Genomic DNA, 13787 nt, shown 5'->3' on the forward strand with positions numbered 1-13787 from the left:
TAGCGTGGGACACGAAGGCCTCCTGGTTCGTGAAGCGGTTTCTAGACAGCTCCACTTCACAACCGGAGGCCTTCACCTATCAGCAGCTCAACCGCGATTCACAAAACAACGTCCCTGGACATCACATCTAGACGCCGATCACGCGGAGGGCGACTCAGCCGCAGCCTCGCCGCCGGCTACTCCTCGAGCGGGCCGAGGTCGGGCTCGGCGACGAAGTGCGCCTCGGCCTCCGTGACGCGATCCAGCTCGACCACCACGACGACGTTCTCCCCCGCGGTCAGCGCGGCAGCCGGCACGTAGAGGGTGCGCTGGGGGCCGCTCGACCAGTAGCGGCCGAGCAGGAAGCCGTTCACGAGAGCGAAGCCCTTGCCCCAGCCGTTCGTGTCGAGGAAGAGGTCGGTCGGCTCGTCGAGCGCGAACGAGCCTCGCAGCACGAACGGGGCGACGCCGGGATCTGCGGAGGCGGCGGGAGCGGCATCCATCGCCGAAGCGCCCAGAGCGGCGACGTCGATGGGTGTCGCGGTCCACCCGGTGAGGGGCTCACCCGCCAGCGTCACCGGACCGAAGAGACCCTTGGGTTCGCCGAGACGCACGTCGTAGTTGACGCGGCCCTGCTCCTCCACGAGGACCCGCACACGGCGGCCCGCGGGAACGACGAGCGCATCCTCGTGACGAGTCCGCGACAGCGTGCCCACCGCCACACCGTCGGCCGAGACCCACGCGTGGTCGCGCACCTCGCCGAAGCGCAGCACTCCCCCGCGGCCGTCGAGCTCGGCCTCGTACGCGACGAGGGCGCTCAGGTGCTCGAGCTGCTCGAACGTCGGCGGCAGGTCATGACGGGAACCGGTCCCCACGCCCCCTCCGGTCGCCGCTGGCGCGTCGGCCGGAGCCTCCGGGCGCGTGGGCCCAGCCGCCGCCTCGGCCGTGACCGGCTCCAGTGCGACCGCGAATGCCGGCGCGGGCCCGCTGACCGCGGGCACCTCCTCGGGCACCGGCGCGTACTTCGCGATGACGTCACGGAACGCGAAGTACTTCTCGGTCGGATCGCCGCGCTCGTCGAGCGGGGCGTCGTAGTCGTACGACGTCACGATCGGCAGGTAGCGGCCCTTGTCGTTCGCACCGTTCGTCAGCCCGAAGTTGGTGCCGCCGTGGAACATGTAGAAGTTCACGGACGCGCCCGACGCCAGCAGCGCGTCGAGCTCGGCGGCCGACGCCGCCGCCGGGGTCGTGTGGTGGGTGTTGCCCCACCAGTCGAACCAGCCGTCCCAGAACTCGGCGCACATGAGCGGCCCGGTGGGCTGGTGACGGCGCAGGGTCTCGAGGCGCTCGGCCGCGCGAGACCCGAACGAGCCCGTGAGGTGCACCCCCGCGACGCTGCCGTCGCTGAGCATCTGGTCCGTCGGCTGGTCGATCGTGGTGAGCGGGACCGTGATGCCGGCGTCCTTCGTGACCCGCACGAGGTGCTCCAGGTAAGCGGTGTCGTCGCCGTACGCGCCGTACTCGTTCTCGATCTGCACCAGGATGACGGGTCCGCCACGGTCGATCTGGTGCGGCGCCACGATCTCGTACACCCGCTCGAGGTATGCGGTGACCTCTTCGAGGTAGCGGGGCTCGGAACGGCGAAGGCCGACGCCCTCGAGCGCCGTCAGCCAGACGGGGAGTCCCCCGTTGTGCCATTCGGCGCAGATGTAGGGACCGGGCCGCACGATCGCGTGCATGCCCTCCGCCGCGACGAGGTCGAGGAACCGGCCGAGGTCGTTCCAGCCGGTCGCGTCCCACTCGCCCCGCACCGGCTCGTGAGCGTTCCACGCCACGTACGTCTCGATGGTGTTGAGCCCCATCAGCTTCGCCTTGCGGATGCGGTCCGCCCACTGCCCCGGGTGCACCCGGAAGTAGTGCAGAGCACCGGCGAGCACGCGGAAAGGCTCTCCGTCGAGGAGGAAGTCGGTCTCGCCGATGGCGAACGAGCGCGCGTCGGCGGTCATCGCGCAGCCGTGCGCGCGCGAAGCACCGCGGCGAGACGCTCGAGCTGGGATGCGTCTTCGAGGGCCGAGCCGACGGCGGCGACGCGCACCCCGGCGTCGAGGAACTCCTCGACGTTCGAGGCGTCGAGCCCGCCGGTGGCGACGAACTTCACCTGCGGGAACGGTCCGCGGATGTGCGTGAACCACCCGCTGCCGAGCCACGTCGCGGGGAACGCCTTGAGCCACGTCAGCCCGAGCGAGACGGCGAGCTGGACCTCGCTGGGCGTCGCGACTCCGGGGAGGATCGGGATGCCGGCATCCTGCGCCGCCCGGACGACGACCGGGTCGAGTCCCGGCGAGACGAGATACACCGCGCCGGCGTCGGCGGCACGCGCCACCTGCTCCGGCGTGATGATCGTGCCGGCGCCGACGCTCTTGCCGCGGGCGTTCGCCGCCTCCACGACGGCACGCAGGGCGCGCTCGTCCTCGTCGGTCTGCAGCGGCACCTCGACGGAGTCGATTCCGCGGTCCCACGCGGTCTCGGAGAGGCGCACCGAGCGCTCGACGCCCATGCCGCGGAGGATCGCCATCAGCGGCGCCCCGGCGAACGCCGTGTCGAACCAGGCGCCCTGGGCGGCAGCTAGGCCCACGCGCCCGGAGGCTCCGGCCGACGCGCCAGCGGCGACCGGAGGGGGCGTGGGGACCAGTGCGCTCGATGAGGTGGGCTGGGAAGTCATTCGCGGGTCCTTCGGGTGTCGGGTTCGGTCATCGTTGCGGGTCGGGGCGACCGCGTGCGTTCGGGGTGTGCGGCGTGCGCGCCGAAGGTTCGGGATGCGCCCGAACCCGTCATGTCGCGGTCGGGATTCCGGCGGTGGGCTCGTCGATCGAGTCGGTGGTGGTCTGGAGGGTGCGGGCGGCGCGGGCGTGGCCGGCGCGCAGTCGGTCGGACACCGCGTCGCCCGAGAGCCGGCCCGCGAGGTATCCGCCCGCGAACGCGTCGCCGGCGCCCACGGGCTCGACGACCTCGACGACGAGCGCCGGCTCGAACACCACCTCGTCGCCGACGAAGGCCGTCGCGCCGATGTCGCCGTCTTTGACGATGAGCTCGGCGACATCCGGCAGGAGGGCACGCACGTCGGTCGCGGTCGGAGTGGCCCAGAGCGTCTCGGCCTCGTCGCGGCCCACGAGCACGATGTCGGCGCTGCGGGCGAGCTCGAGCAGCGCGGGGGCGGCGGTCGCAGCATCCCACAGCGGCGCGCGGTGGTTGACGTCGAACGAGACCGGCACGCCGTGCTCCCGGGCGCGAGCGATCACCCGCGTGAGGAACGCGGCCGCGGACGCCGAGATCGCGGCCGTGATGCCCGAGACGTGCAGCAGGTCGACGCCGTCGAACGACACGTCGGCCGCGTCGGACTCCGACAGATGCGCCGCAGCGGAGCCCCGACGGTAGTAGAGCACCCCGTTGCCGGGGTCCTTCACGTACAGCCCGGTCGGGTGCCCGTCATCGAACACCACGCGCGAGACATCCACGCCCCGCCCCGACAGCTGGCGGGCGATGCGGTGCCCGAGAGCATCCTCGCCGAGCCGGCTGAACCAGACGGCACGGTGTCCGAGCGCGGCCACGTGCGCGGCGACATTCGACTCCGCTCCCCCGGCATCGAGCAGGAACGCGTCGGCGTCGGCGACGGGAGTCGCGACGACGGGCGTCACCATCGCCATCGTCTCGCCGATCGCGAGCAGAGTCCGGGGCACCCCGCCAGCGTAGTCAGGCTGCCGCATCCGTCGCCCTCCCCTGCGCGATCACGCGAAACTCGGAGATCCCGCCGAACTCGGACAGGTTCGCGGCATCGGTCCGAGTTCCGCCGGATCTCCGCATCCCGGCAACCGCCGGCGCAGCGCCGGCGGCGTCGAGCCGCGTCATCGCAGGTCGGTGACGGGGGCGGCGTCCATGTCGTCGAACGCCTGGTTCTCGCCGGCCATCGCCCAGATGAAGGTGTACGCCGACGTGCCGACGCCGGAGTGCAGCGACCACGAGGGCGAGATGACGGCCTGGCGGTCGGCGATCACGAGGTGACGCGTCTCCGCGCGCTCGCCCATGAGGTGGATGACGCGGGCGTCCTCGGGGAGGTCGAAGTACAGGTAGCACTCGGTGCGGCGGTCGTGCGTGTGCGCCGGCATGGTGTTCCACATCGAGCCCGGGTGCAGCTCGGTGACGCCCATGACGATCTGGCAGCTCTTCACGCCGTTCTCGTGGATGTACTGGTTGAGCGTGCGGCGGTTGGAGGTCAGCTGGTCGCCCAGCTCGCGCACGGTGCCCTCGCCGGGCGACACGAGGGCCGACGGGTACGCGGTGTGAGCGGGAGCCGAGAAGAGGTAGAACTGCGCCCCGCTCTCACCGGAAGCGTCGGCGAACGAGACGTCCTTGATGCCCCGGCCGAGGTAAAGGCACGCGCCCTTGACGAGCGTGTAGACCTCGCCGTCGGCGGTGACCGTGCCGGTGCCGCCGACGTTGATGATGCCGACCTCGCGGTGCTCGAGGAAGTGGTCGCTGCGGATCTCGGGGTATCCGCCGAGCTCGAGCACCGAACCTGCGGGCACGGCTCCGCCGAGCACGATCCGGTCGTGGTGCGTGTATGTGAGGCGGATCTCTCCCGGCACGAAGACGTCGGGGATGAGGTACGTGTCGCGCAGGTCCTGCGTCGTCATGCCCGGGATCTGGGCGGGGTTGGTCGCGTAGCGCTGCGGGATGTGCGTCTCGGTCACGAGTTCTCTCCTGGTTCGGCGTGGGGGTGCGTAAGGGTCAGCGGACGAGCCAGCCGCCGTCGACGGGGATGACGGCGCCTGTCACATAGGCGGCGGCGTCGGAGGCGAGGAAGACGAAGACGCCTTGCAGATCGGATGCCTCGCCCCACCGTCCTGCGGGGATGCGCGACAGGATCGACGCGGCGCGGTCCTCGTCGGCACGCAGCGGTGCGGTGTTGTCGGTCGCCATATAGCCGGGGGCGACGGCGTTGACGGTGACGCCCGCAGCCGCCCACTCGTTCGCGAGTGCCTTGGTGAGCCCGGCGACGGCGTGCTTGGAGGCGGTGTATGCCGGAACGAGAATGCCGCCCTGGAACGACAGCATCGACGCGACGTTGATGATGCGTCCCCCACCGTTCGCGAGCATGTGGCGGCCGGCGGCCTGCGACAGGTGGAACACCGCGTCGAGGTTGATCGCGAGCACGTCGTCCCAGTCGCCGAGCGGGTACTCGGCGGCGGGCGAGCGGCGGATGGTGCCGGCGTTGTTCACGAGGATGTCGAGGCCCCCGAGCTCGGCGATCACCTCGTCGACCGCGGCGGACAGCTCGTCGGGCGTGGCCGACACGAGATCGCGCTGCACGCGGTGGACCCGGCGGCCGGTCGCCTCGATGAGCTCGGCGGTGGCCGATGCGTCGCCGCGGTCGAGGAGCGCCACGTCGGCCCCGGCCTCCGCCAGAGCGACAGCGACACCCTGGCCCAACCCGCGGCTCGAACCGGTGACGAGCGCGACCTTGCCGTCGAGGCGGAACGAATCGAGGATCATGCGGCGGACTCCTGGCTTGCGATGAATCGGGTGGTGAGCTCGCCGAGGCCGGAGATGCGCACGGTGACCGCGTCGCCGTCGGCGAGCGGGCGGTGCGCGTCCTGCGCGGCGGGCAGCTTCTGCGGTGTGCCGGTCGAGACGATGTCGCCCGGCTCGAGGGTCAGCACCTGGCTGAGGTGATGGATGACGTACGCCACGCTGAAGATCGTGGTCGACGTCGACTGCGACACCGTGACGACACCATCGCGCACGACCTCCACGAGGAGGTCCTGCGGGTCCGGCGCCTCGTCGGGCGTGACGACCCACGGTCCCAGCGGCGCGAAGCCGTCGGAGCACTTGCCGAGCGCCCACTGGCTCTGCCGGCGCTGCCATGCGCGGTCCGACACGTCGTTGAGGATCGTGTAGCCGCCGACGTGGTCGAGGGCGTCCTCGAGCGCCACGCGCTGGGCGCGACGGCCGATGACGACCGCGACCTCGCCCTCGTAGTCGACATCGGTCGCGCCCGGAGGGATCACGACGGCGTCGTTCGGGCCCGCGAGCGTGTTCGACGTCTTGACGAACACGTCCGGATACTCGGGGTCGTTCGCGGTCGGGTCGACGCCGTCCGGCACGTGTCCGCGGTAGTTGTAGCCGAGGCAGAGGATCTTGCCCGGCACCACAGGTGCGAGAAGGGCAGCCGCATCGAGCACCGGAAGAGAATCCGCATCGGCCGACGCCACCGCTTCCCGCGCCGCCGCCAGAGCGGCGTCCGACGAGAGCAGCGCCGTCACCGAACCGGCGATCCCGCCCAGGTCGAGCACGCGATCCCCCGCGACGACCGCGGCCGGCCGAGTGGCGTCCGAACCGGCGTAGGTGACGAGCCTCACCAGTACTTCCTCCACTCCGGACGCGCGACGCGCATCAGAGCCTCGAGGTAGAAGTAGTCGCCCCACAGCGTTCCCTCGTCGACGCCGTTGTCCTTCGGCAGGTCGTAGACCGAGTGCAGGATCAGCGCGTCGGAGTCCTCGGCGTTCACCGGCGTGTAGTTCGCGATGAGCGACGCCAGGATCGAGTGCGCCCGGGCACTCCACCCGGCGGCGCGCTCAGCATCCGTCTCCACCTTCGCGAGCTCGAGCAGGCCGCACACCGCGATCGCGGCGGCGGAGCTGTCGCGCGGCGCGTCGCTGCCGTCGGTGTAGACGAGGTCCCAGAACGGCACCTCGTCGGCCGGCAGGTGGCGCAGGAAGTACTCCGTGCAGCGACGGGATGCCTCGAGCAGGCGCTCGTCGCCGGTCACCGCGTAGTTCATCGCGAAGCCGTAGATGCCCCACGCCTGCCCGCGCGCCCAGCACGACTCGTCGGCCGCGCCCTGCTCGGTGCCGCCGCGGAGGGCCTCGCCGGTCTCGGCGTCCCAGTAGAACGTGTGGAAGGTGGAGTCGTCCTCGCGGAGGATGTGCTCGCGCAGCTGCGCGGTGTGGCGCACCACGGCGTCCGCGAAGCGCTCCTCGCCGGTCTGCTCGTGGGCCCATGTCAGCAGCGGCATATTCATGAGACTGTCGATGATCGTGCGGCCGCGCTGGGCGGGGTCGGAGAGGTCGCCCCACGCCTGGATGATGCCCGCGGGCTCGAGGAACCGCCGCATGAGGTGGTCCGCGGCGAGCAGCGACGCGTCACGCGCCTTCGGGTCGCCCACCAGGCGCCAGGCGGCGACCGTCGACAGCGTGTACAGGAACCCGAGGTCGTGGGTGTCGAGGTCCTCCTCGCCGCGCACGCGACGCTCGAAGTCGGCCGCGTCGATCCGCGCGGCGTCGCGGTAGTCCTCGTCGCCGGACAGCTCCCACGCCAGCCACAGCAGACCGGTGCGGAAGCTCGTGGTCCAGCCGCGGTTGCCGCCGAGCGGGATGCCGCCCTCGGCGGGACGCAGCTCGTAGCGGTCGTCCACCGTCGTGTCGTCGGGGTACGAGCCCCCGAACTTCGCGATGTTGCGCCGGATCGTCGACAGCGCGGCGGCGATGGCCGCGTCGGTCGTGGTCTCGGTGGTGCCCGCGGCGGGCGAGGTGGACGTCATGGAGAGATTCCTTCTGAGGTATATGCAGAGAATGGATGCCGCGGGCTCAGGCCTGCGCGGCGGCCTTCTCGTCGAGATCGAGCACGGGGCGGAGCGTGAAGCGCGAGTTGGTCCACGCGAAGAAGAGGGCGGCGGAGGCCGTGAGGCCGAGCCCGAGAGCGGGCGCGGTGGCGAACACGGCGACCTGTGCCGCGAGGGCGGCCAGCGACGCGGCCGTGAGGTACCAGCGGCGCAGGCTCAGGTAGAGGCTGGCCCGCAGCACGTCACGCAGGCGCGCGGCCGGCACCTCCGCGATCGCCACCAGGGCGACGAGCCCGACCGCGATCGCGAGCAGCGCCAGCACGCCGAGGAGCGGGACGGTGAACACGGCGACGGCCGTGTTCGACAGCATCCGCACGTCCACGAGCAGCACCACGATCACCGCCGCGACCGCGGCACCGATCAGGAGCGCACGACGCCACGTGGCGCGGAGCCCCGCGAAAAAGGCTCGGATCGGGCCCCGCCCGCCCTCCCCGTGCTCGCGGAACGCGCGGAACGCGGCAGCGAGACCGGGGGCGGCGAGCGGCGCGGCGATCGCGAGCAGCGGCCACGAGTACAGCGGGTCGGTCGTGACCAGCAGCACCACGAGCGGCAGCGACGAGACCACCAGCAGCAGGTTCACGATGAGCCCGAGGTAGATCATCCCGATGAGGGACGCCCACGTCTCGTGCGACACCAGCCCGTTGAGCTTCTTCATGGCCTCAGCCCTTCAGACCGCTCGTCGCGATGCCCTCGACGAAGTACTTCTGGCCGAGCAGGAAGATGATCGCGATCGGGATGACCGAGATCGTCAGGCCGGCGAACAGCAGTGCGTAGTTCGTGTCGAAGAGGTTCGAGACGAAGCCCTTGAGGCCGAGCTGGATCGTCCAGAGGTCGGGGTTGCGCAGGTAGATGAGCGGCCCGAGGTAGTCGTTCCAGGTGTTGACGAACGTGAGCAGCGTCAGCGAGGCGAGCGCCGGGATCGACAGCGGCAGCATGATCTTGCGCCAGATCGCGTACTCGCTGAGGCCGTCCAGACGTGCCGCCTCCGAGAGCTCCTCGGGGATCGTCTCGTAGAACTGCTTCATCAGGAACACGCCGAACGCGCCGAACGCCTGCAGCAGGATGATCGACCACAGCGTGTTCGACACCTTGAAGTTCGAGAGCAGGATGAACTGCGGGATCATGTACGACTGCCACGGGACGGCGATCGTGCCGACGTAGAGCAGGAACAGCACGTCGCGGCCGCGGAAGCGCATCCGGGCGAAGCCGTACGCCGCGAAGGAGCCCGTCAGCACCTGCAGGAACGTGACGACCACGGCCAGGAACAGCGTGTTGCGGATCCAGACGAGCATGTTCGACTCGGTCCAGATGTCGATGTAGTTCTGCCACACCCACGTCTCGGGGAGCCACTTCACCGGCACCGAGAAGACCTCGTTGGCGGACTTGAACGAGCTCAGCACCATCCACACGAACGGCGTGAGGAGTCCGATGGCGAAGATGACGAGTCCGACGTACATCGCGATGCGGGCGATGCGACGGCCGGGGGTCATCTTCTCGGTGTAGGAGACCCGGGGCTGCTGCTCCGGAGTCTCTTCGGCGAGCTTGCGCAGTCCGCGACGTGCGCCCGCGGGGGCGGTGAAGTCGGAGACGAGGAGCTCGGCGTCCTTCTCGATCTGCTCGGCCATCAGCTGCTCCGCTTCTTGTTCCAGAGGAACTGCACGATCGTGACGATGATGCACATGAAGAACAGCGCCACGGCAGCGGCCGACGCGTAGCCGAACTGGCTCTCTTCGAAGCCCTTGCGGTAGATGAACTGCGACATCACGAGGGTGGACTGACCCGGGCCGCCGTCGGTCATGACGAGGATCAGGTCGAAGATCTTGAACGAGTTGATCGTCAGCATCACGGTGACGAAGAACATGGTGGGACGCAGGCACGGCAGGGTCACGTTGACGAACCGCTGCCACACGCTCGCGCCGTCGACGCGGGCGGCCTCGTGCAGCTCGCGGGGGACCGTCTGCAGGCCCGCGAGGAAGAGGATCATGTAGTAGCCCATGTCACGCCACGTGCCGACGATGACGACGGCGGGCATCGCCCACTCGGGGGAGGTGAGCCATCCGGGCGGGTTCTGGATGCCGATGAAGCGGAGGAACTCGTTGATCGGGCCGTACTCGGGGCTGAAGAGCAGGTTCCACACGACCGCGATCGCGACGATCGAGGTGATGTAGGGGAAGAACGCGGCGGTGCGGAAGAAGGCGACGCCGCGGAGCTTGTTGTTGAGCAGCAGCGCGAGACCGAGCGAGACGACGATCGTCAGCGGGATGTGCAGCACCGAGTAGTACAGGGTGTTGAGGACCGAGATGCGGAAGCTGCCGTCGCCGATGAGCCGCGTGAAGTTGGCGAGGCCGACCCAGTCGGCCTTGCCGAAGACGTTCCAGTTGGTGAACGACATGTAGAACAGCACGACGATCGGGATGAGCGTGAGCAGCCCGAAGCCGATGAAGTTCGGAAGGATGAAGCTCCACCCGATGAGGGTGTTGCGCAGCCGCAGCTTCGAGCGCCGGCGGCGCACGGGCGGCGGCGCGGTGCCGGCCTCTGTGGCGGTGATGGTCGCCATGGCGGACCTCCAGTGGGGTGGTGAAGTCGGGGGGCGGTGCCCGGAGGGCCCGGGGAGATCAGTCGGTGCCGACCTCGTTGGCCACGCGGTCCTGGGCCTCCGTGATGGCGTCCGAGACGCTCTTGGAGCCCGACATGATCGCGGTGTGCATGTCGCCGAGGATGCCCTGGATCGCCGCCGTCTTGCTCGACGTCGGGTTCTCCGGGTGCACCTCGTGCGTCGAGTACGCGAACTTCGACAGGTCGTCGGTGGGAGCACCGTCGACCGAGAAGTAGGTCTCGACGACCGAGTCGGTCAGCAGCGCCGGCGTGATGCCGATGTTCGCGAGCACCTGGGCGCCCTCTTCACCGGCGGCGAAGGCGAGGAACTTCTTGGCCGCAGCCACCTTCGACTCGTCGATGCCGGCGTTGATGCCGAAGCCGGTCGGGTCACCGAAGGTGACGGGGGTGTTGTCCAGACCCGCGGTCTTCGACGAGACCTGCGGGATCGGCGCGATGCCCCACTCGAAGTCATCGGCGTCGCCCGAGGCCTGCTGCGCGATCAGCGTCGCGACGAACCACGTGCCCATCTGGAGCATCGCGGCGTTCTGCTTGCCGAACTCGCCCTGGTAGGTGAGCTGGTTCGCCTTGGCGGTGTTGAAGTCCACCTGGTCGCCGGCCGACTGCAGTGCGAGCACGTTGTCGTAGAAGGGCTCCATGTAGTCGTACTCGCCCTTGAGGATGTCGCCGTCGGACTGCGCGTTCGCGAAGCCCTGGACGGTCGACTGCCAGTTGTGGAGGTACGCGCCCTTGGCCGAGCCGCCCGCAGCGGCGATGCCCTCGGTCAGCGCCGCCGCGGCGTCGCTGTAGTCGTCCCACGTCCACGAGCCGTCGGGGTACTCGACGCCGGCCTGGTCGAAGAGCGCCTTGTTGTAGTACAGGACCCACGAGTCGTTGCGGTAGGGCACCGCGTACGCCGTGCCGTCGACCTCGTACGACTTGGCGCCGCTGATGCCGTCGGGCAGCTCGACATCCGACACGTCGAGGAGCTGGCCGCCCTCGACGAACGTCGGGACGAACTTGACCTCCTTCTGCGTGATGATGTCGGGGCCGGAGCCCGCAGCGAGGTCGGCGGTGAGCAACGTGTTGTACTCCGCCGCGTCGTAGCCCTTGAGCTCGACCGTGATGTCGGGGTTCTCCTCGTGGAACGCGTCGGCGAGCGCCTGGAACTCCGGCGTCGTGTCGAGGCTCCAGCCCGAGAGGGACAGCGTGACCGGACCCGACGACTCCTCGGGCGCGGCCGCGTCGTCGCCGCCGCCACTGCAGCCGGCGAGAGCGAGCGTTGCGACCACGGCGATGCCGGCCGCGGCAGCGTATGAGCGCTTCATTCTGGGGGTACTCCTTTGTGATTGCGGACCCGTCCTCGGGCCCGGAGGGTTACCGGTTCGCGGGGGATCCGGGGTGTGCGAGGCGACTCGTGGTCGCCGTTCCGTCCGGCCAGATGACCGTGGCGGTGGTCTGGTCGCCGTCCTCGTCGAGGACGACCTGTGCGGCATCGGCGGGCGATGCGAGGTCTGCGGCGGTGAGCTCTACAAGCGTCGCGCTCCACGTGCCCGGCTCGACCGGGAACGACACGAGCGGCACGCCGGCGACGGGCCCCAGCGGGCTGGCGTCCTCGCGCGTCTCGACGCTCGTCTCACCGTCACCGAGAAGGGGACGGATGCTGCTGCTCAGCCCCTTCGCGATCACCGAGGCGGCAGGATCCACCGTCGTGCCGTCGAGCGAAGCGGCTGCCAGCGCCCAGCCGCCCAGGCGGAGGCGGAGCGACGCGGCGTCGACGCCGGACTCGAGCGAGGCGACGCGAACGAGGCGCGCCTCCCACGGGCCGCGCACGAGCGAGTGCACCTCGACGAGGCCGGCGATCTCGATGTCGCCGTCGATGCCCGAGCCGTGGCGCTGGGCAGAAGGGCGCAGGTCGATCCAGTGGGCGCGCGAGACGGAGGCGGCGATGCCGACGCGGCCGCCCTCGTCGTCCTGGACGCGCACGTCGATGAGGTCCATCGCGGCGCGGTGGGTCGCGCGGCCGGCGGCGTCCACGAGGGCGACGGACTGCTCGAGGGGCTCCTCGAACGCGCGCTGGTTCGCGAGCGGGCCCGCCGCAGTCGAGTACCCGATGCGGGCGTAGAGCGGCGAGTCGCCGACGAGGCTGCCCTCGGCGGCGTGGTCGGTGCCGTGGTTGACGATGCGCACGATGCCGTCGGCCTGCGTGCCCGAGATCACCCAGCCCGCGGGGCGCACCGTGCGCAGCTCGTCACCCGACTCGATCGGCAGCGGCCCGGTCTCGGCGGCCCACACCGGGTGGTCCGCCGGGAGCGCGATGCCGAGGAGGCCCTTCACGGCCCAGTACGGCGAACCCGGGCCCGAGTAGGACTGGGCGAGCTCACGCCACTCGTGGTGCCAGCCCATGGTGAGCACGCCGTCCTGCGCCGGCACACCGGCGTCGTCGAAGTGCGCGACGACGGCGTTCGCCGCACGGCGCAGCTGCCCGAGCGGTAGGGACGGGACCTCGGCGATCGCGCCGACCCAGAACGGGGCGGCGGCTGCGAAGCGGTAGATGAGGCTGCGGCCCTGCACGAGCGGCGAGCCGTCGGCGCCGACGAGGGTGACGGCGTCCTGCAGGAAGCGGTCGAGGCGCGCGATGTCGCCGGGCGTGCGGCCGGCGGCGAGCTCGTCAGCGCCCTGCATGCGCGACCACAGCACGGGGTAGGTGTGGAGGGCCCAGCCGACGTAGTGGTCGTACGAGCGCTCGAAGCCGTCCGAGATCCAGCCGTCCTCGCGCACGAGGACGTCGTGCAGCGCGAGGTCGTCGGCGATGTCGTCCGCCGACCAGGGCCCGCCGACCGAGCGGAGGAACGTCTGCACGACGACGCGGAACCACAGCCAGTTCGTCTTGGGGTACGTCGCATCGCCCACGACGGGCGCGAGGTAGTCGATGACCCGCTGCTGGGTGAGGGCGTCGAGGCGGTCCCAGATCCACGGGCGCGTCATGTCGAGCACGAGCGCGAGCGACGCCGCCTCGACCTTGGCCTGCGCGTGCTCGTCGAGACGCACCCAGCGGTCCTCGGCCTCGGGGTCGACGCCCGTCACGATCCCGCGGCGGTAGAAGTCGGCGAGCTCCTCGGTGCCCTGCCCGCGCGCCCCGGCGATGCGGAAGCCGGCGAGGAGGAACGTGCGGGCGAAGCCCTCGAGCCCGTCGACGGCGTGGCCATAGCCGCCCTCGGCGCCCGGGAAGTGGATGCGGCCGGCACCCGGCGACGCGTGGGTGCGGGCGGTGTCGAGCAGGCGATCGGCGTAGGCGAGCCATTCGTCGCGTGTCCAATCGAAGCCCGTCGCGATGTGCGCCGACGTGGTGGGCTGCTGGACCGTCACTGGGATCTCCCTTGATGCCTTCTTCTCGCCGCCGGAATCGGGTCCTGCGGAAAGCGAACGTTTGGGACTGTAGCAACCCAATTCGTTCATTGCAAGGTTGTTTGAGATTCGTTATGATCGTTTATGATCGCTTTGGGTTCATAACGAGCCTCACTGCGAGGTGGAT

At 70.2% G+C, this 13787-nt stretch carries 13 protein-coding genes; all 13 read right to left on the reverse strand.

Annotation, left to right across the window (positions count from 1 at the left end):
• Window positions 1-176: 176 nt before the first annotated feature.
• A complete protein-coding gene (locus ACLBXX_RS06075; protein WP_447657291.1) occupies window positions 177-1985 on the reverse strand; it encodes a glycoside hydrolase family 35 protein in 1809 nt (602 codons plus the stop codon).
• Complete coding sequence (locus ACLBXX_RS06080) at window positions 1982-2701, reverse strand: bifunctional 4-hydroxy-2-oxoglutarate aldolase/2-dehydro-3-deoxy-phosphogluconate aldolase (protein WP_447657292.1); 720 nt, start codon at window positions 2699-2701, stop codon at window positions 1982-1984. Before ACLBXX_RS06080 ends, ACLBXX_RS06075 begins: the two co-directional genes overlap by 4 nt.
• A gap of 109 nt (window positions 2702-2810) precedes the next feature.
• On the reverse strand, window positions 2811-3716 hold the full coding sequence (locus tag ACLBXX_RS06085; protein WP_447657293.1) for a sugar kinase: 906 nt from the start codon (window positions 3714-3716) through the stop codon (window positions 2811-2813).
• 13 nt (window positions 3717-3729) lie between these two features.
• Entirely contained in the window at window positions 3730-3885 is a 156-nt protein-coding gene (locus ACLBXX_RS06090; RefSeq protein ID WP_447657294.1) for a hypothetical protein, read from the reverse strand.
• A complete protein-coding gene (kduI, locus tag ACLBXX_RS06095; RefSeq protein WP_447657295.1) occupies window positions 3882-4727 on the reverse strand; it encodes a 5-dehydro-4-deoxy-D-glucuronate isomerase in 846 nt (281 codons plus the stop codon). Before kduI ends, ACLBXX_RS06090 begins: the two co-directional genes overlap by 4 nt.
• 37 nt (window positions 4728-4764) lie before the next feature.
• Entirely contained in the window at window positions 4765-5529 is a 765-nt protein-coding gene (gene kduD / locus ACLBXX_RS06100) for a 2-dehydro-3-deoxy-D-gluconate 5-dehydrogenase KduD (RefSeq protein ID WP_447657296.1), read from the reverse strand.
• Entirely contained in the window at window positions 5526-6395 is an 870-nt protein-coding gene (locus tag ACLBXX_RS06105; RefSeq protein WP_447657297.1) for a fumarylacetoacetate hydrolase family protein, read from the reverse strand. Before ACLBXX_RS06105 ends, kduD begins: the two co-directional genes overlap by 4 nt.
• Window positions 6392-7576 carry a glycoside hydrolase family 88 protein gene (locus tag ACLBXX_RS06110; RefSeq protein ID WP_447657298.1) on the reverse strand — a complete coding sequence of 395 codons (1185 nt, stop codon included), beginning with the start codon at window positions 7574-7576 and terminating at the stop codon, window positions 6392-6394. The genes ACLBXX_RS06105 and ACLBXX_RS06110 overlap by 4 nt, the downstream gene beginning before the upstream one ends.
• 46 nt (window positions 7577-7622) lie before the next feature.
• Window positions 7623-8312, reverse strand: a complete 690-nt coding sequence (locus ACLBXX_RS06115; RefSeq protein ID WP_447657299.1) for a ferredoxin-NADPH reductase — start codon at window positions 8310-8312, stop codon at window positions 7623-7625.
• Window positions 8313-8316: 4 nt separating this feature from the next.
• Window positions 8317-9282: a carbohydrate ABC transporter permease gene (locus tag ACLBXX_RS06120; protein ID WP_387142169.1), complete on the reverse strand. Its 966-nt coding sequence runs from the start codon at window positions 9280-9282 to the stop codon at window positions 8317-8319.
• Window positions 9282-10214, reverse strand: a complete 933-nt coding sequence (locus tag ACLBXX_RS06125; protein WP_447657300.1) for a carbohydrate ABC transporter permease — start codon at window positions 10212-10214, stop codon at window positions 9282-9284. The genes ACLBXX_RS06120 and ACLBXX_RS06125 overlap by 1 nt, the downstream gene beginning before the upstream one ends.
• Before the next feature lie 58 nt (window positions 10215-10272).
• Window positions 10273-11580, reverse strand: coding sequence for an ABC transporter substrate-binding protein (locus ACLBXX_RS06130; RefSeq protein WP_387142172.1), 1308 nt, complete (start codon window positions 11578-11580; stop codon window positions 10273-10275).
• Between the two features lie 49 nt (window positions 11581-11629).
• A complete protein-coding gene (locus ACLBXX_RS06135; RefSeq protein WP_447657301.1) occupies window positions 11630-13621 on the reverse strand; it encodes a DUF2264 domain-containing protein in 1992 nt (663 codons plus the stop codon).
• Window positions 13622-13787 lie beyond the last annotated feature (166 nt).

The organism is Microbacterium sp. C23T, from assembly GCF_053345975.1.

Bases quoted from the DNA above. Each gene is read 5' to 3' on its own strand.
- ACLBXX_RS06075 (WP_447657291.1), bottom strand. From the start codon at position 1,985: ATGACCGCCGACGCGCGCTCGTTCGCCATCGGCGAGACCGACTTCCTC.
- ACLBXX_RS06080 (WP_447657292.1), bottom strand. From the start codon at position 2,701: ATGACTTCCCAGCCCACCTCATCGAGCGCACTGGTCCCCACGCCCCCT.
- ACLBXX_RS06090 (WP_447657294.1), bottom strand. From the start codon at position 3,885: ATGACGCGGCTCGACGCCGCCGGCGCTGCGCCGGCGGTTGCCGGGATG.
- kduD (WP_447657296.1), bottom strand. From the start codon at position 5,529: ATGATCCTCGATTCGTTCCGCCTCGACGGCAAGGTCGCGCTCGTCACC.
- ACLBXX_RS06110 (WP_447657298.1), bottom strand. From the start codon at position 7,576: ATGACGTCCACCTCGCCCGCCGCGGGCACCACCGAGACCACGACCGAC.
- ACLBXX_RS06115 (WP_447657299.1), bottom strand. From the start codon at position 8,312: ATGAAGAAGCTCAACGGGCTGGTGTCGCACGAGACGTGGGCGTCCCTC.
- ACLBXX_RS06120 (WP_387142169.1), bottom strand. From the start codon at position 9,282: ATGGCCGAGCAGATCGAGAAGGACGCCGAGCTCCTCGTCTCCGACTTC.
- ACLBXX_RS06125 (WP_447657300.1), bottom strand. From the start codon at position 10,214: ATGGCGACCATCACCGCCACAGAGGCCGGCACCGCGCCGCCGCCCGTG.
- ACLBXX_RS06130 (WP_387142172.1), bottom strand. From the start codon at position 11,580: ATGAAGCGCTCATACGCTGCCGCGGCCGGCATCGCCGTGGTCGCAACG.